This is a genomic window from Pseudomonas sp. T8, from assembly GCF_024610635.1.
GTDB lineage: Bacteria > Pseudomonadota > Gammaproteobacteria > Pseudomonadales > Pseudomonadaceae > Aquipseudomonas > Aquipseudomonas chlororaphis_I.
Genome location: NZ_CP102374.1, coordinates 1,502,848 through 1,519,127, shown reverse-complemented (window position 1 = coordinate 1,519,127; position 16,280 = coordinate 1,502,848). Strand labels below are relative to the sequence as shown.

Below are 16,280 nucleotides of genomic sequence, written 5' to 3'. Positions count from 1 at the left end.
ACGATAACGCTTAGCATCTGATGCACCGCGGCGTATTGACGATTATCGCGGGCAAGCCTCGCTCCTACAGAAGCCTTGCACCACGGCAGCGGCAGGCCTTTTTCGGGCCTGCCGTTGCCGTTTGTCTTCTAAAAGACCCCGGCCGATGGAATTTCTTGTTATAAACGCACTCCGATAACCGCCGCCAAAGCCAGCCCTGGCGGGCTTTCAGGGCTTGTCGGACAAATTCGATGTCATTTCAGTTGCTGAGGTCTCAAACGGGCCTTAGACTGCCGCCCCTCGTAAATTGAGTGCCGGGTGGCGCTTGGAATGTATGGCGCCTTTCCGATGCCCCGAAAGGGGGCACGGAAAACAGCTTTAATTCGCCTTAATGCACGTATTTTTTATAGAGAAATCAATGACAAAGGAAAAGTTGCTGGCCATGCCGGCGGATGACTACATGAACGCCGAGCAGCTGGCTTTTTTCACTGAGCTGTTGCAGGCCATGAAGGTCGAAACCCACGAGCGCATCGAACAGAACCGAATCGCCATTGAGAGCCTGGACACCCCGGCCGACCCTGCCGACGCAGCTTCCGTAGAGGAAGAGCGGACCTGGCTGGTCAACGCTATCGACCGCGACCAGCGCATGCTGCCGCAACTGGAGCAGGCCCTGGGCCGTATCGGCGACGACAGCTTCGGCTGGTGCGACGACAGCGGCGAGCCGATCGGCCTGAAACGCCTGCTGATCAGCCCGACCACCAAGTACTGCATCGAAGCTCAGGAACGTCACGAGCAGATCGACAAGCACCAGCGTCAGGCCTGATCGCCAAGACTTCTCCCCTCGCGGGCAAGCCCCACCCCAAGGTCGCCACTGCACCTGGGCTGGCAGGCTTGCCCGCGAGTCGTTTGTGGGCGCCCTGAAAGCCCCTCGCGCATTTCTATTGATCTGCTGCAAACCTGCGACTAATGGACCATGGATAATGGCTTTTTAGTGGCGTTCAATGCAGAGCAAATAATTAGAAAAACGTGGGGTAATCCAGATGACGCAAGACGGATCTTTGTCGGCTGCCACTGCGCAACCGCTGCCAACAGCCCAAGCCACCTGGCGCTGGCAGGTTCCAGCCCTGCAAAGCGGCGCCTTGCTGCTGGTGTTGTATGCCCTGTCCCAGGGGCTGCTTTCCTTCTACCTTGCCGTGCCGCTGATGCTGCTGATCGTCTGGCTGCCGCGCCTGGCCAGGCCCAAGGCCGCAGCGCCGGCGAGCAGCGTCGACAACAACGAAATCGCCGCGCTGACTCGCGACCTGTCCTACAGCACCAGCCATAACGCACTGTCGGCCGCCGGCGTGGCCTATTCGGTCCGGCAACTGGCCGGGCGGGTGCAGTCGCAACTGGACTCGGCGGCGCGCATCGTCAGCAGCGCCGAGGCGATGATCCACACCGAGCAACTGGCCGCGCAGCTCAGCCAGCAGGCCCTGAGCGCCGCCAGCGAAGCCCATCGCAGCAGCGCCGAAGGCAGCGTGGTGCTGGGCGAGTCGATCACCCGCATGCACCGCCTCAGCCAAAGCGCCAACGACAGCCGGGAACTGATCGAGGCCTTGAGCCAGCGCAGCGAAGACATCCAGCGGGTGGCGCTGGTGATCCAGTCGATCGCCAGCCAGACCAACCTGCTGGCGCTGAATGCCGCCATCGAGGCGGCGCGGGCCGGGGAGCACGGGCGCGGGTTCGCCGTGGTGGCCGATGAAGTGCGCGGCCTGGCCGGGCGCACGGCCACCGCCACCGACGAGGTCGGGGTGATGGTCGGCGATATCCAGCAGCGCACCGCCCAGGTGGTGGAGCAGATCCGCCAGCTGTCCAGCGACCTGAACACCGGGGTGGAGCAGGTCGAGTCCACCGGCCAGCATTTGCAGAACATCGCCCGGCTGGCGGCGGGGGTGGAAAGCCAGGTCGGCGAGATCGCCCGCGGCGCCGAGACCAATCGCCAGCAACTGGACAGCTTGTTCCATGCCGTGGAGCAGGTGCGCGGCGACCTGGCGGTGAGCGACCAGCAGACCCGCAGCCTGGCCGAGGCGGCGGTGCAGATGGAAGGGCAGGCGGAAATCATCAGCGAACGCCTGGCCGAGGTCGGCCTGGACGACTATCACCAGCGCATCTACGACCTGGCCCAGGACGGCGCGCGGCGCATCGCCGAGCAGTTCGAGGCGGACCTGGACGCCAGCCGCATCAGCCTCGACGACCTGTTCGACCGCAGCTACCAGCCGATCGCCAATACCCAGCCGGTGAAATACCAGACCCGCTTCGACCGCTACGCCGATCAGGTGCTGCCGGCGATCCAGGAGCCGTTGCTGGCGCGTCACGAAGGCCTGGTGTTCGCCATCGCCTGCACGCCCCAGGGCTACGTGCCGACCCACAACAAGGCGTTCTCGCAGCCGCTGACCGGCGACCCGCAGTTGGATACCCTGCACAACCGCACCAAGCGCAAGTTCGAGGACCGCACCGGCATCCGCTGCGGCAGCCACCAGCAGCCACTGTTGCTGCAAACCTATACTCGCGATACCGGCGAGCTGATGCACGATTTGTCGGTGCCGATCAGGGTCAAGGGCCGGCATTGGGGCGGCCTGCGCCTGGGCTACAAGCCGGAGCAGGCTGTCGAGGCCACGCGCGGCTGAGCCCGAGCGGGCCGGCCATTGTTACCGACCCTGCAACGAAGCTGTGCAAGAGATGGCTTTTTCCCAGCATGGGAACTCATTAGTATGGCGACATTGTTAGCTAGCTAACTAGTTGCCAGGAGAAGTCCTCATGCAAAGCAAAGTCGATGTCGCAGTGATGATTGGTAGCGGTGTACCGGCCACCTTTCGCGCGGTCGGGCTGAATGTGTGCTGGGTCGTGCTGGTCAATGGCGAGCGCCGCGGCGCGCCGTTCGCCAGCCGGGAGGAAGCCGTGGAATGCCAGGCGTCCTGGCTGGCCCAGCTGGCGCGGGACAAGGCCGGACACCCGCTGTTCAGTCGTTCGGCCTGAGGGCGCAGGCATCCGAGCCTTCAGACCTCGCTGCCGATCACCGCGCTTTCGGCCTGGAACAGTGCCACCTGGGCCATCGACAAGGCGCTGCTGGCGGCCTGCGCCTGGGCCCGGGCGGCGGACAAGGCCTGCATGTGCGCGTCGGTTGTACGATGCCGGGCGGCGCTTTGCACCATCGCCAGGCGCTCGTTGGCCTTGCGCAGCCGTTGCTGCAATTGCTCGATCTGTTTGCGCAGCAGCCTGATGCGTTTCTTTTTCGCTTCGAGCACGCCGTCGGGAGCAGCGTTGGTCGCCCGGGTGATCGCGGTGCGCAGGTCAAACGGATCGCTCGCCGGGCTTTCGCTGCCCGCCGCGCCTGGCAGGGCGAACTCGGCCAGGGACGGGAGGCGGGCAGGTGGGTTGAGGTCGATCATCATGGCGCTCTTTACAGGAAGGCTCGCCAATATGTCGGTCGGGCGCGGCAATCCTTTACCGCGGGCTCAGAGGTTCAGGGCGCCCTGGTCGACGGCCTGCTTGAGGGCGCGGGCGGCTTCCTTGGCGGCGGCTTCGGCCAGTTCCGCGGTCTTGAACCAACGGTCCTTTTCCACCTGGTGGTAGCGCACGGTGCGCAGCGGTGGCTTGGCGCGCATCACGATCACGGCCTGGAACTCGCCCTCGACGTCCCGGGCTTCGCCATGAATGAAAAACTCGCCTATATCGAATTCCGTCACGTCCGACTTTCCCCTGGAAAATATGCTGGTGAAGCCTGGCCGGTGGCTGGCTTCAAGGTCGCGGCAGTATGGCAGTTGTTGCCCGTCGATGGCTGAGTTAAGTCACGCAAGTGGCTGACCGGCAGGATAAAAGAGGTTTTTTCAGCGATTTGCTCACGCATGGGTTGCTCTGAATACATAAAGTTGCTCTAGAATTGCCCCGGCAGTCAGAGATTGATGTTTACCTGCAGCACTCCCGTCCCATTAAGGGTGACGAAAGGATCGTGAGGTTTTCCGATCGACAGTGAGTGCGCAGCTTTCTCGGCGGGTCGGAACCACTTCTTCTGCGCTTGATGCGGGCCAAACGGTCCGGTAGTCCTTCCGGTTGTCCTGGGGAGGGGCGCACCGGTGTTTGCGCCTACGCGTTGGCGAGTGGTGCTTTTTCGGATTGTTTTCATGTGGAGTCACGGCGCCGGTTCGGCCGCCTTTTTCTGCTGTCCGTCGTTTACGCGGGCAGAGTCATTTTCAGTTTCGGGGATCTTTCCTTGGCAGTCAGTAATCTTGATATGCACGCGTTGTTCGTCCTGGGCGATTTGCGCGCAAAGTTGGTCAAACAGTTCCAGTCACGTTTCGTCTACATCACCGAACAGACGCCGGAAGGCATTTACGTCGCCGAAATCGATACCGAGACGGCCCTGGTCGTGGACGACAAGCCACGCCTGGAGCTCAAGGTCGGCGATCATTTCCGCGCGGCGGTCCTGCCCAGCCGTGAAGGCGGCAAGTTCGAAATCCGTTTTCGCGAGATCAAGCTGACCGTCTACGGCCTGGGCGAATACGCCTTTGTCAGCACCGCCGACGGCCACGCCATCCTGTTCAAGGAAGGCCACAGCGTGGTGACGGTGTTCGCCGCCAACCAGCAGTTGCAGGAAGGCCTGACCAAGACCCTGAAAGCCGTGACCGGCAAGGCCGCCAAGTGGCGCAAGGGTGAACTGGTGAGCTTCAAGGCCAGCGAGTGAGCCGCGCCGAATTCCATCAGCAGCATCTTGCGCGCGCCCGCGCCGAGGCCCAGCGCCTGTTCGAACAGAAAGCCGTGTTGCAAGGCGCCTGGCTGGCCTGGGTGGCTTCGCAGCTGTATGTCCTGAAGCCTGCGGCATACGCCAGCATGGTGCGCCGCGAGTTGCAGCGCCTGCAGGAGCAGGGCGAAAACTGAAGTCCCCGTCGAAAGCAGGAACCTCTACTACAGTCAGATGACTCAATTAGTCAGAGGCTTGCGGTCCCAAACCGCGAGACCATCCTGCAACGCTGTGAACGGCACAAGGGGCACAGGCATGAAAGGACTGCGGACACTGCTGGGCGGCGCGCTGCTCGGCCTGGGTATTTTGCTGGCGCCCGCCGGCGCTTGGGCGGCACCGGCGCCGATTCACTTCGCCGACCTGAACTGGGAAAGCGGCAGCCTGATCACCGATATCCTGCGCACCATCGTCGAGAAGGGTTACGACCTGCCGACCGACACCTTGCCGGGCACCACCATCACCCTGGAAACCGCGCTGGCCAACAACGATATCCAGGTCATCGGCGAAGAGTGGGCCGGACGCAGCCCGGTGTGGGTCAAAGCCGAGGCCGAGGGCAAGGTAGCGGCCCTGGGCGACACGGTGAAGGGCGCGACCGAAGGCTGGTGGGTGCCGGAATACGTGGTCAAGGGCGACCCGGCCAAGGGCATCAAGCCACTGGCGCCGGGCCTGCGCAGCGTCACGGACCTTGCGCGCTACAAGGATGTGTTCAAGGACCCGGAAAGCCCGGGCAAGGGGCGTTTTCTCAATAGCCCCATCGGCTGGACCTCGGAAGTGGTGAACAAGCAGAAGCTCAAGGCCTATGGCCTGACCGACAGCTATGTGAATTTCCGCAGCGGTTCCGGCGCGGCGCTGGACGCCGAGATCACTTCATCGATCCGTCGCGGCCAGCCGGTCCTGTTCTACTACTGGTCGCCGACCCCGTTGCTCGGCCGCTTCAAGCTGATCCAGCTGGAAGAGCCGCCGTTCGATGCCGAGGCCTGGAAAACCCTGACCGACGCCGACCACCCCAATCCACGCCCCACGCGCTCTCTGGCTTCGAAGCTGTCCATCGGCGTGTCCACGCCGTTCCAGAAGCAGTACCCGCAGATCGCCGAGTTCTTCAGCAAGGTCGATTTGCCGATCGAGGCGCTGAACAAGGCCCTGGCCGAGATGAGCGAAAAGCACACGCCACCCCGGGAGGCGGCGCAGGCGTTCCTCAAGGCGCATCCGCAGGTATGGCGGGCGTGGTTGCCCGGGGATGTGGCGGATAAGGTCAGTGCCAGTCTCGATTGAGAGATTGCGGTGAGAGTGAGATCGCTATCGCGGGCAAGCCTCGCTCCTACAGAAGTTTGCGTAACCCTGTAGGAGCGAGGCTTGCCCGCGATGCTTTTAGAAGCGGCTCTGCACCGCCAGTTCGAAGGTCCGTGGCGTACCCAGGTAGTAAGCCGGCGAGACATGGGCGAACCTGGCGTAGACCTCGTCGGTCAGGTTGCGCACCCGCCCGGTGATTGAGGTGTGGCTGTCGAGCTTGTAGGTGAGGAAGGTGCCGTACAGGGTGTAGGAGGGCACGGTCAGGGTGTTGGCCGTGTCGGCGTACACCGAGGCCACATAACGCGCATCGACCCCGGTCTGCCACTGCGGCGCCAGGTCATAGGTCAGCCACAGGTTGCCAACCCGGTCCGGCACGTTGGTCGGGGTATTGCCCTTGCGTGACACCACCACGCCCGCGGCGTTCTTCTCGGTGAACTCGTCGTACTGCGCATCGACCCAGGCGAAGTTGCCCTCGAGCAGCAGCTTCGGGGTGACCCGCAGCGAGCTGGCCACCTCGATGCCCTTGGAGGTCTGCTGGCCCACCGGGATGCTCAGGGTCGGGTCCAGCGGGTCGGTCACCGCGAAGTCCTTGCGCTCGATGCGGTAGGCCGCCAGGGTCGCCGAGCCGCGCCCATCCAGGTAATCGAATTTGCTGCCCACTTCCCATTGCTTGCCCGTGGAGACATCGAAGGCCTGGGTGCTGTTGTTGGGCTGCTCGGCGGCGGTGCTGTACTGCACATAGACATTGGCACTCGGGAGAAACTGATAGCTCAGGCCGACCCGGCCGGTGACCGGTTCCCAACGGCGCTTGAGGTGTCGTGGATTGCTCGCCGTCACCAATCGGTGGTTGGTCACGTCCAGGTCGATGTTGTCGTAGCGCAGGCCGGTGAGCAGCGCCAGCCGGTCGGTCAGGGCCAGGCGATTCTCGACGAACAGCGCCTGGGTGGTGACCTCGTTGGTCTTGTCGGCGACAAAGCCCTGGCGGGTGCCCGGCAGGTCGTAGAAATGCCCCGGCTGGTAGTTGTTCGGGTCGACGCTGTTGGCCGCCTTGACGTTCAGCGGCGAGTTGGTGGTGCGGTTGACCTTGTACTCGAAACCGCCGGACCAGGTGCTGTCCAGGCCGAAGATCGAGGTGTCGTGGCGCAGCTCGAACTGGTTGCCGTTCTGCTCGCCCTGGTGCCGCACCTGATAGGCCGTGGAGCGGTTCACCGCGCTGTTGTCGGCGTTGTACTGGTAGGTCTCCAGGTTGCGGTAATCGCGCTGGCTGTCCAGGTGATAGAGGGTGTTGCGCAGGCTGGTGCTGTCGTTGATCCGGTAGTCGAGGATCGAGCGTACCCAGATCGTGCGCTGCTCGTAGCGGCCGTCCTCGACGTTGTAGTTGTTGAAGCGGTTGTGCTTGTCGATCTTCAGCTCGCCGGCCTTGGGGTTGAGCACCGGAGTGCCCCAGTACGGGCTGTCCTCGTGTTCGTCCTGGTATTCCACGGCCAGGGTGTGGGACAGGTCCGGCGTCAGGTCGCTGAGCAGGGAAAACGCCAGGCTCCAGGCATCGCGCTCCTGGCGGTCGATGTAGCCATTGCTGGTGTTGTGGCTGACGTCGAGGCGGGCGTAGTGCTGCACCTCGTCACCGGCCTGGCTGAGGGCGTGGTTGAGGCCGAAGGCGGTTTGCGTGGTGTCGTAGCTGCCGTAGCTGACCCGGCCCTCGATGGCCCGCTCCTGGCGTCGGCCAGCTTGGTCACGTAGTTCAGCGAACCGCCCACGGAGCCGGCGCCGTTGACCAGCGAGGAGGGGCCGCCGAGCAACTCGACCCTGTCATAGATCCACGAATCCACCGGCCGTGCCAGACCGCTGGACACGTTGATGCCGTTGAACATCTGGGTGATCTGGCTGTTGCTGAAACCACGGTAGGAGACGAAGCCGCCGAACCCCGGCGGGGCGCTGGCATTGACCCCGGGCAGGCTGTTGGCGGCGTCCTGGAAGTTCTGCGCGCCGCGCCGCTCGATATCGTTGCGGTTGGCCACCGCCACCGAGGCGGGGGTCTCACGGACGCTCAGGCCCAGGCGCGAGGCCATGCCGCTGGACTGGTCGAGGGCCAGGCCGGGTTCGACGGGCTGGTCGCCGTCGATGGTGATCGGTGCCAGGTCGACGCTGGATTGCGCCCAGGCGCTGACGGACAGGCAGCCGCACAGGCTGGCCAGCAGGGGAATGTGTTTCATCGGTAGATCCTGAATTCTTGGCTAGGAAGCAGCCCGGGGTTCAGGGTCCGTACGAAAAGTCGGCGAGCGAAGGTCAGGCGAGCCTGCTTTTAACGCAGCATGGCCTGCATAGCGCGAAGGCGCTTAGCACACAGTGACTTTCCGTACAGACCCTGACGCCGTGCATTGGCACGGGGCGGGCTGATGACAGGGGCAGAAGGCTCAGGCGAAGGCGGGCGGCGCGCGCGGGTGGGCCGCGGGCCAGGTGAAGCGGGTGGGGATGTCAGCGGTGGCGCGGGGCGCCAGCGGCGGGCTGTGGTGCTGCGGCAGGATCGCCAGGGTCAGGCTGGAGTTGAACGCCGGGCCCATGCCGCCGGTGGAACACAGCGGGCAACCGAAGGCCTTGGACAGGGTCGGCAGCGATTCGTCGACCGGGTTGGAGGAGGCCGGTGCCTGGGTGCGCGGGTCCACCGTACAGAACTGGCCGCCGATCCCGTTGAGCTGCTGGCCGACCATTTGCCCGTGGCCGATGCTGCAGGCGAACACATTGAACAGGACGCAGCAATAGAGCATCCAGGCAATGAGCGAGCGATCGGTTCGGGCGAATTTCATGGGGCGGCACTTTACCATCGCAGGCGACGAACGTACTTACAAAAACGCGCGAGCGGGTCCATTCTTCAGCAACATTTTTTGCCATGGACGTTTGCATATGAATGTTTTGATCGCGCAATGGATGGCAGGAGCCTTCCTGCTGATCAGCCTGATCCACCTGTACTGGGCCGCCGGTGGCAAGCGTGGCAGCGACGCGGCGATTCCCCAGGTGCCGGGCAGGACGCCGGGCGAGCTGGAGCCGGCGTTCAAGCCTTCGGGGTTCGCCACCTTGCTGGTGGCGGTGGGCCTGCTGCTGATCGCGATGCTGGTGTGCCTGCGGGTGGGCCTGTACCTGCCGACGGTGAGCCACCCGGCGCTGCAATGGGTGATCAGCGCGATGGCCTTGCTGATGTTCGCCCGGGCCATTGGCGATTCGAACCTGGTGGGGTTCTTCAAGGAAGTCAGCGAGTCCAGGTTCGCCCGGCTGGACACCTTGTTCTATTCGCCGCTGTGCGTGGTGCTGGGGGCGGGGTTGCTGGTGGTGGCCTGGAACTGAGTGCCTCCCTCTTGTAGGAGCGAGCTTGCTCGCGAAAAAAGCCGGTTCAACGGATTCCCGCAGATGGTCCGCGTCATCGTTGACGTTCATCGCGAGCAAGCTCGCTCCTACAAAGGGCGCGTGTGGCGGGCATCCCTCAACTGCCGCTTTCGCGACGCCGGCTGCTGACCTCCGCCGGCACATCGTCGCCGGCCATGCGCTTGCGGAACAGCGCCGCCCGCGCCAGCAGCAGGGTGGTCACCGGCACGGTGATCGACAGCAGGATCGGAATCAGCCAGGCGTGCAGCACAGGCCCCGAGTTCATCCCCGAGAAATACAGGATCGACGCCAGGGCCACGCACCAGGCGCCCAGGGTCGAGGCCAGGGCCGGCGGGTGCATGCGCTGGAAGTAGTCCTTCATGCGTAGCATGCCGATGGCGCCGATCAGGGCGAAGGCGCTGCCGAGCACCAGCAGGATCGCCACCGGTACCTCGATCCACCACGACAGTTCACTGACGGCATTCATTCGATCACCTCGCCACGCAGGAGGAATTTGGCCAGGGCGAAGGAGCCGACGAAGCCGAACAGGGCGATCAGCAGCGCCGCCTCGAAGTAGGTGTCGCTGGCATAACGGATGCCCAGCACCAGCATCATCAGCATCGCCAGGATGTACAGGTAGTCCAGGGCCAGGACCCGGTCCTGGGCCGAGGGGCCCTTGAACAGCCGGACCAGGGTCAGGACCATGGCCACGGAAAACAGGAACAGGCTGAGCAGGATCGCGTTCGTGAGCAGGGCACTCATTCGAAGATCTCCATCAACGGACGCTCGTAGGTCGTCTTGAAGTGCTGGATGAAAGCCGCTTCGTCGTCCAGGTCGAACACATGCAGCAGCAGGATGCTGCGGTCCAGGGACAGCTCGGACCACACCGTGCCCGGCACCACCGTGGTGATGGTCGAGAGCGCGGCCAGGCCGTTGGCGTCGCGCAGGTCCAGGGGGATCTTGACGAAGCGCGAGCGCGGCGGGCGGCGCCCGGCGTTGAGCACGCCCCAGGCCACGGCCAGGTTCGACAGCAGCACATCGCGGCCGACCAGCAGGAACAGGTGCAGGATGGTCGCGGGGCGGCGGATGCGGATCGGCAGCGGGCGCAACGGCCGCATCATCAACGGCGCGCAGAAGCCCAGGAGCGCGCCGAGCAGCAGGTTGCCGGGGCTGACGGACAGGTTCAGCACCAGCCACAGCAGCCACAGCGCCAGCGACAACCAGGGCGCGGGGAACAGGCGCTTCATGGCCGCACCTCCTGCAACGCCGCCTGGGCCTCGGGGCTGGGGACCGCCCGGGTGCCGAGCACGGCCATCACATATTGCTGCGGGTCGTTGAGGCTGTCGGCGGCGGCCTGGGTAAAGCGCAGCAGCGGCTCGGCCTTGACGGTCAGCAGCATGCACAGCCCGAGCAGGGCGATGATCGGCACGCACTCGAAGCGCCGCAGCAGCGGCGACGGCCGTTCTTCCGGGCTCCAGAAACGCTGGATGCCCAGGCGCGAAAAGGCGATCAGCGACGCCAGGCCGGAGAGGATCAGCAAGGCCAGCAGGCCCCAGGCGGCGCCGGACAGCGGCGCATCGCTGGCCTGGCCCAGCCCGGCAGGGTTGAGCAGGGCGCCGATCAGGCTCAGCTTGCCGATGAAACCCGACAGCGGCGGCATGCCGATGATCAGCAGCGCGCAGGCAATGAAGCTCAGGCCGAGGAAGGCCATGGTCCAGGGAATCACCTGGCCGACCACGGCTTTGCGCTCGTCGTCGAGGTTGGTGCCCGGTGGCGGTTGCAGCGACTCCTGAGGCCGGGGCAGGGCTTCGGCCTCGTCGTCCAGGGGGATTTCGTTGGCCGAGCGCGAGCGCTCGATCAGCTCCGCCAGGAGGAACAGCGCGCTCAGGGCCAGGGTCGAGCTGACCAGGTAGAACAGCGCGCCGGCGATCAGCCTGGGCTGGGCGAAGCCAATCGCTGCCAGGAGGATCCCGGCCGAGACCAGGATGCTCAGGCTGGCCATGCGTTCCAGGCGCTGCGCGGCGAGGATCGCCAGGGCCGCGCAGACGATGGTCGCCATGCCGCCGTAGATCAGCCAGTCGCCGCCGAAGTAGGCCGAGGCCCCGGCCTGCCCGGAGAACAGCAGGGTCCACAGGCGCAGCAGGGTGTAGACGCCGACCTTGGTCATGATCGCGAACATCGCCGCCACCGGCGCGCTGGCCGCGGAATAGGCCGGCACCAGCCAGAAGTTCAGCGGCCAGATGCCGGCCTTGGCCAGGAACGCGGTGGCGAGGATCGCCGCGCCGGCGTGCAGCAGGCCGCGGTCGGCTTCCGGCACCAGCGGGATCTTCAGCGCCAGGTCGGCCATGTTCAGGGTGCCGGTGACGCCGTAGATCAGCGCCGCGCCGATCAGGAACAGCGACGAGGCCAGCAGGTTGATCGCCACGTAGTGCAGGCCGGCGGACACCCGCGCGCGGCCGGAGCCGTGGAGCATCAGGCCGTAGGAGGCGGCCAGCAGCACTTCGAAGAACACGAACAGGTTGAACAGGTCGGCGGTCAGGAAGGCGCCGTACAGGCCCATCAGCTGGATCTGGAACAGCGCGTGGAAGCTGGCCCCGGCGCGGTCCCAGCGGGCCATGGCGAACAGCAGGGCGCTGACGCCGATGATCCCGGTGAGTACCAGCATCAGCGCCGACAGGCGATCGACCACCAGCACGATGCCGAACGGCACCTGCCAGTTGCCCGGCAGGTACACGCCGACGGAGCCGGGCACGCCGGTCTGCTGGGTCCAGTACAGCAACAGCACGGAGATGCCCAGGCCGAGCATGCTGGAGAACAGATTGATCTTGGCTTTGAGCGGGCGATGTTTCTCGCCGAGCATCAGCATCACCGCGGCGGTCAGCAGCGGCAGCAGGATAGGCGCGACGATCAGGTGCGGCATCAGGCTCATTCCTTGGGCTCCCGGCCATCCACATGGTCGGTGCCGGTCAGGCCCCTGGACGCCAGCAGCACCACCAGGAACAGCGCGGTCATGGCGAAGCTGATGACGATCGCCGTGAGCACCAGCGCCTGGGGCAGCGGGTCGGTGTAGTGCAGCAGGTCCTGGGGCACGCCGTCCTTGATGATCGGCTCCTTGCCGATGAACAGGCTGCCCATGCTGAAGATGAACAGGTTGACCCCGTAGGACAGCAGGCACAGGCCCATCACCACCTGGAAGGTCCGTGGCCGCAGCACCAGCCAGACGCCGGAGGCCGCCAGCACACCAATGGCAATTGCAATGACTTCTTCCATCAGGCAGTGGCTCCTGTCTTGGCAAGGGATTTGGACGGGCTCGGCTTGTGCGCCCGCACCGACTGGTGCGCCAGCGCGGTGAGGATCAGCAGGGTCGAGCCGACCACCACGGCATACACGCCGATGTCGAAGAACAGCGCGCTGGCGATATGGATATCACCGAGCAGCGGCAGGTCCAGGTGCAGGGTGTGGGTGGTCAGGAACGGGTAGCCGAACGCCAGGGCGCCGAGCCCGGTCAGGGTGGCGAACAGCAGGCCGGTGCCCATCCAGCGCAGCGGTCGCAGGCTCATCTGGGCCTCGACCCACTGGGTGCCGGCGACCATGTATTGCAGGATGAACGCCACCGACATCACCAGGCCGGCGACGAAACCGCCGCCCGGCAGGTTGTGGCCGCGCATGAACAGGTAGAACGACACCACCAGGGCGATCGGCAGCAGCAGGCGCACCAGCACCGCCGGCACCATCATGAAGCCCAGGGCGGTGTCGCTGGCCTGGCGCGGGTTGACCAGGTCGGTGACCACGTCGGGCGCCAGCAGGCGCTGCTGGGCTGGCAGCTGCATGCTTTCCTTCGGTGGGCGGAAGCGTCGCAGCAGGGCGAATACGGTCAGGGCCACGGCCGCCAGCACGGTGATCTCGCCCAGGGTGTCGAAGCCGCGGAAGTCCACCAGCATCACGTTTACCACATTGCTGCCACCGCCTTCCGGCAGGGCGCGGCTGAGGTAGAACGAAGAAATGTCGTTGGGGGTCTGGCGGGTCAGCATGGCGTAGGACAGCACGGCCATGCCCAGGCCGACGGCGATCGACAGCAGCAGGTCGCGCAGGCGGCGGGCACGGGCCTTGGGCACGCTGCTCGGCAGCGGTGAAACGTCCTCGATCCGCCGTGGCAGCCAGCGCAGGCCGAGCAGGATCAGCACCGTGGTCACCACTTCTACCACCAGCTGGGTCAGGGCCAGGTCCGGCGCGGAGAACCAGACGAAGGTCACGCAGGTCATCAGGCCGCAGACGCTGACCATGGTCAGGGCCGCCAGGCGGTGGTACTTGGCTTGCCAGGCGGCGCCCAGGGCGCAGGTGATGGCCAGCAGCCAGAGGGTGACGAAGACGATGGAGCCCGGGATCTTCGGCCGGTCGCCCCAGCTCAGGCTGCTGTAGAGCATCGGGATCAGGCCGGCCAGCACCGCCACCAGCACCAGCAGGAACAGCTGGGTCTGCAGGCGCTTGGTGCTGATGTGCCGCTCCAGGCGCCGGGCCAGGCGCATCATGCTCACCAGGCTGCGCTCGAACAGGCGCTTGCCGTTGAAGCGGCCAATGAGCGGCGGGTAGGCGAAGTGGCCGCGCACCAGCGGGGCGCGCAGCAGCAGGTAGAGCACTATGCCAGCGGACATGGCGATCAGGCTCATGATGATCGGCGCATTCAGGCCGTGCCAGATCGCCAGGCTGTACTCCGGCAGGGTGCCGCCGACCACCGGCTGGGCGGCCGCGGCCAGCAGCGGGCCGACCATCTGCGCCGGGAAGATCCCCACCAGCAGGCAGGTGAACACCAGCAGCTCCACCGGCGCGCGCATCCAGCGCGGTGGCTCGTGGGGCGTATGCGGCAGGTCTTCGGCCGGCTTGCCGAAGAACACATCCACGGTGAAGCGCAGGGAGTAGGCGACGCTGAAGGTCCCGGCGATGGTGGCGATCACCGGCAGGGCGGCCTCGACCCAGGCGGTGGAATTGATGAACACCGTCTCGGCGAAGAACATCTCTTTCGACAGGAAACCGTTGAGCAGCGGCACGCCGGCCATGGAGGCGCTGGCGACCATGGCCAGGGTCGCGGTGAACGGCATCAGCTTGATCAGGCCGTTGAGCTTGCGGATGTCGCGGGTGCCGCTTTCGTGGTCGATGATGCCGGCGGCCATGAACAGCGAGGCCTTGAAGGTGGCGTGGTTGAGGATATGGAACACCGCGGCCACCGCGGCCAGCGGGCTGTTCAGGCCCAGCAGCAGGGTGATCAGGCCCAGGTGGCTGATGGTCGAGTAGGCCAGCAGGCCCTTGAGGTCGTTCTGGAACATCGCGCAGTAGGCGCCCAGCACCAGGGTCGCGGCACCGGCACCGCCGACGATCCAGAACCATTCTTCGCTGCCGGACAGCGACGGCCAGAGGCGGGCAAGGAGGAAGACCCCGGCCTTGACCATGGTCGCCGAGTGCAGGTAGGCCGACACCGGTGTCGGCGCAGCCATGGCGTGGGGCAGCCAGAAGTGGAAGGGGAACTGTGCGCTTTTGCTGAGGGCGCCGATCAGGATCAGGGGCAGGAGGATGGGGTAGAGGGCGTGGGCTCGGATGAGATCTCCGGCAGCCAGGACCTGGTCCAGGTCGTAGCTGCCGACCACATGGCCGAGCAGCATGACCCCCGCCAGCAGGCACAAGCCCCCCGCGCCGGTGACCATCAGCGCCATGTAGGCGCCGCGCCGGGCATCGGAGCGGTGGTGCCAGTAGCCGATCAACAGGAAGGAGAACAGGCTGGTCAGTTCCCAGAAGAACACGATCTGGATCAGGTTGCCGGAAATCACCAGGCCGAGCATGGCGCCCATGAAGGCCAGGAAAAACGCGAAGAAGCGCGGCACCGGGTCTTCCGGCGACATGTAGTAGCGCGCGTAGAGCGACACCAGGGTGCCGATGGCCAGCACCAGCATGGAGAACAGCCAGGCGAAGCCGTCCATGCGCAGGACGAAGTTCAGGCCGAGGCTGGGCAGCCAGTTGAATTCTTCACGGATCACGCCGCCATGGGCGATCTGCGGGTACATCGAGGCCACCGCCACGGTACCGGCCAAGGCGACCAGGCCTGCCAGCAGGGACTCGGTGTTACGCGCGTTGTGCGGCAGCAGGGCCGCCAGACAGCTGCCGATAAAAGGCAGAAGCAGTAGAACTATCAGGGACATAGGCTTCTAATCTGCGGGAAATTGTGATGCATCATACGTGCCGACTCTGTGATCACCAACCTTGAAGCTGTGGCAGGATCCTACAAAACCCCTTCGAACGGCGTTCAAGACAGGGAACGAAAAGCCAGCCGGCACCAAAGTCATGGCAGTTTGCCCAGCATGAATGACAACAAAGCGCTGCGCGCGGTGCTATGGTCGCGCCCCTTGGCAACGGACCCGCTTGAAAGGAAGCAGACAGGCCCTTTATGACCCTCGGAACCTTTACCCGCAAAACCCTCGCCAGCCTGCTGCTGATGGCCTTCGGCGGCTGGATTGTCTGGCTGTGGCTGACCCTGGCCGGGCCCACTGCCGGCATGAGCCGCTTCAAGACCCTGGAGCCCTTGTCGATCGAAGGGCCAGCGGCGGCGGCCTTGCCCGCCGGCACGGTGCTCTATTACGACACCGGCTTTGCCGAGGGCCATAGCCGCTACCTGGCGTACTTCTATCACAAGGGCGTCATCGCTCAGGAAGCCTTGCCCAAGGCCTTCTGGCCGGGGCAGGAGCGGATCAGCCCCCTGTGGTTATGGAATGTCGATGCCGAGCAGGCCCCGGCTCAAACCATGACGCGAGAAGACATTGTTGCTGCCGTAAAGGCTGGCCAGCTGTCCCGGCAGGAACTGGCGGCCATTGTCGAGTCGTTGCCGCGCTGA

The 16,280-nt window shown here is 65.1% G+C and carries 17 protein-coding genes and 1 pseudogene; 8 read left to right on the top strand and 10 right to left on the bottom strand.

The annotated features are described in order from the left end of the window. The first annotated feature begins 397 nt into the window (after nucleotides 1–397). The 3 genes from NRG23_RS06595 (at nucleotide 398) to NRG23_RS06585 (ending at nucleotide 2,994) form a co-directional block, all read left to right on the top strand. Nucleotides 398–802, top strand: a complete 405-nt coding sequence (locus NRG23_RS06595) for a TraR/DksA family transcriptional regulator (RefSeq protein ID WP_007923643.1) — start codon at nucleotides 398–400, stop codon at nucleotides 800–802. A 217-nt stretch (nucleotides 803–1,019) separates the two neighbouring features. Then, entirely contained in the window at nucleotides 1,020–2,645 is a 1,626-nt protein-coding gene (locus NRG23_RS06590) for a methyl-accepting chemotaxis protein (protein WP_257374096.1), read from the top strand. Between the two features lie 130 nt (nucleotides 2,646–2,775). Then, the gene (locus NRG23_RS06585) at nucleotides 2,776–2,994 is read left to right on the top strand and encodes a hypothetical protein (protein ID WP_009048476.1); all 219 of its coding nucleotides are present in this window, start codon (nucleotides 2,776–2,778) and stop codon (nucleotides 2,992–2,994) included. Between the two features lie 20 nt (nucleotides 2,995–3,014). On the opposite strand, the gene NRG23_RS06580 is transcribed toward NRG23_RS06585, so the two are convergent. Together NRG23_RS06580 and NRG23_RS06575 are read right to left on the bottom strand one after the other, a co-directional pair. Then, complete coding sequence (locus NRG23_RS06580; protein WP_028682674.1) at nucleotides 3,015–3,407, bottom strand: hypothetical protein; 393 nt, start codon at nucleotides 3,405–3,407, stop codon at nucleotides 3,015–3,017. Between the two features lie 66 nt (nucleotides 3,408–3,473). After that, the gene (locus NRG23_RS06575; protein WP_038631785.1) at nucleotides 3,474–3,704 is read right to left on the bottom strand and encodes a hypothetical protein; all 231 of its coding nucleotides are present in this window, start codon (nucleotides 3,702–3,704) and stop codon (nucleotides 3,474–3,476) included. 545 nt (nucleotides 3,705–4,249) lie between these two features. On the opposite strand from NRG23_RS06575, the gene NRG23_RS06570 reads away from it, so the two are divergent. The 3 genes from NRG23_RS06570 to NRG23_RS06560 all read left to right on the top strand — a co-directional run bounded on the left by NRG23_RS06570 (nucleotide 4,250) and on the right by NRG23_RS06560 (nucleotide 6,028). Further along, nucleotides 4,250–4,699: a hypothetical protein gene (locus NRG23_RS06570; protein WP_031286381.1), complete on the top strand. Its 450-nt coding sequence runs from the start codon at nucleotides 4,250–4,252 to the stop codon at nucleotides 4,697–4,699. Then, nucleotides 4,696–4,893, top strand: a complete 198-nt coding sequence (locus NRG23_RS06565; protein ID WP_038579802.1) for a hypothetical protein — start codon at nucleotides 4,696–4,698, stop codon at nucleotides 4,891–4,893. The genes NRG23_RS06570 and NRG23_RS06565 overlap by 4 nt, the downstream gene beginning before the upstream one ends. Before the next feature lie 118 nt (nucleotides 4,894–5,011). Further along, the gene (locus NRG23_RS06560) at nucleotides 5,012–6,028 is read left to right on the top strand and encodes an ABC transporter substrate-binding protein (RefSeq protein ID WP_257374094.1); all 1,017 of its coding nucleotides are present in this window, start codon (nucleotides 5,012–5,014) and stop codon (nucleotides 6,026–6,028) included. Nucleotides 6,029–6,124: 96 nt separating this feature from the next. On the opposite strand, the pseudogene NRG23_RS06555 reads toward NRG23_RS06560, so the two are convergent. Both NRG23_RS06555 and NRG23_RS06550 read right to left on the bottom strand, forming a co-directional pair. Continuing rightward, nucleotides 6,125–8,259 (bottom strand): annotated as a pseudogene (locus NRG23_RS06555) (TonB-dependent receptor). Between the two features lie 201 nt (nucleotides 8,260–8,460). Continuing rightward, a complete protein-coding gene (locus tag NRG23_RS06550; protein ID WP_038631792.1) occupies nucleotides 8,461–8,850 on the bottom strand; it encodes a DUF2946 domain-containing protein in 390 nt (129 codons plus the stop codon). A 97-nt stretch (nucleotides 8,851–8,947) separates the two neighbouring features. On the opposite strand from NRG23_RS06550, the gene NRG23_RS06545 reads away from it, so the two are divergent. Continuing rightward, nucleotides 8,948–9,385: a DUF3995 domain-containing protein gene (locus NRG23_RS06545; RefSeq protein WP_016701798.1), complete on the top strand. Its 438-nt coding sequence runs from the start codon at nucleotides 8,948–8,950 to the stop codon at nucleotides 9,383–9,385. Nucleotides 9,386–9,521: 136 nt separating this feature from the next. Here the strand turns inward: NRG23_RS06545 and NRG23_RS06540 are convergent, their stop codons facing one another. From NRG23_RS06540 to NRG23_RS06515, 6 genes are read right to left on the bottom strand one after another with little or no spacing between them, the layout of a single operon-like run. Beyond that, nucleotides 9,522–9,890: a Na+/H+ antiporter subunit G gene (locus NRG23_RS06540; protein WP_257374092.1), complete on the bottom strand. Its 369-nt coding sequence runs from the start codon at nucleotides 9,888–9,890 to the stop codon at nucleotides 9,522–9,524. Then, complete coding sequence (locus tag NRG23_RS06535; RefSeq protein WP_009048485.1) at nucleotides 9,887–10,165, bottom strand: K+/H+ antiporter subunit F; 279 nt, start codon at nucleotides 10,163–10,165, stop codon at nucleotides 9,887–9,889. Before NRG23_RS06535 ends, NRG23_RS06540 begins: the two co-directional genes overlap by 4 nt. After that, nucleotides 10,162–10,650 (bottom strand): Na+/H+ antiporter subunit E, encoded by a 489-nt coding sequence (locus NRG23_RS06530; protein ID WP_257374089.1) that lies wholly within the window; start codon nucleotides 10,648–10,650, stop codon nucleotides 10,162–10,164. Before NRG23_RS06530 ends, NRG23_RS06535 begins: the two co-directional genes overlap by 4 nt. Next, nucleotides 10,647–12,332 (bottom strand): monovalent cation/H+ antiporter subunit D, encoded by a 1,686-nt coding sequence (locus NRG23_RS06525; protein WP_041986621.1) that lies wholly within the window; start codon nucleotides 12,330–12,332, stop codon nucleotides 10,647–10,649. Before NRG23_RS06525 ends, NRG23_RS06530 begins: the two co-directional genes overlap by 4 nt. Continuing rightward, complete coding sequence (locus NRG23_RS06520; protein WP_003202835.1) at nucleotides 12,329–12,673, bottom strand: Na+/H+ antiporter subunit C; 345 nt, start codon at nucleotides 12,671–12,673, stop codon at nucleotides 12,329–12,331. Before NRG23_RS06520 ends, NRG23_RS06525 begins: the two co-directional genes overlap by 4 nt. Continuing rightward, a complete protein-coding gene (locus tag NRG23_RS06515) occupies nucleotides 12,673–15,591 on the bottom strand; it encodes a monovalent cation/H+ antiporter subunit A (protein WP_257374085.1) in 2,919 nt (972 codons plus the stop codon). Before NRG23_RS06515 ends, NRG23_RS06520 begins: the two co-directional genes overlap by 1 nt. Nucleotides 15,592–15,836: 245 nt before the next feature. Here NRG23_RS06515 and NRG23_RS06510 point away from each other — a divergent pair, with 245 nt between their 5' ends. Then, entirely contained in the window at nucleotides 15,837–16,280 is a 444-nt protein-coding gene (locus tag NRG23_RS06510; RefSeq protein ID WP_103331374.1) for a hypothetical protein, read from the top strand.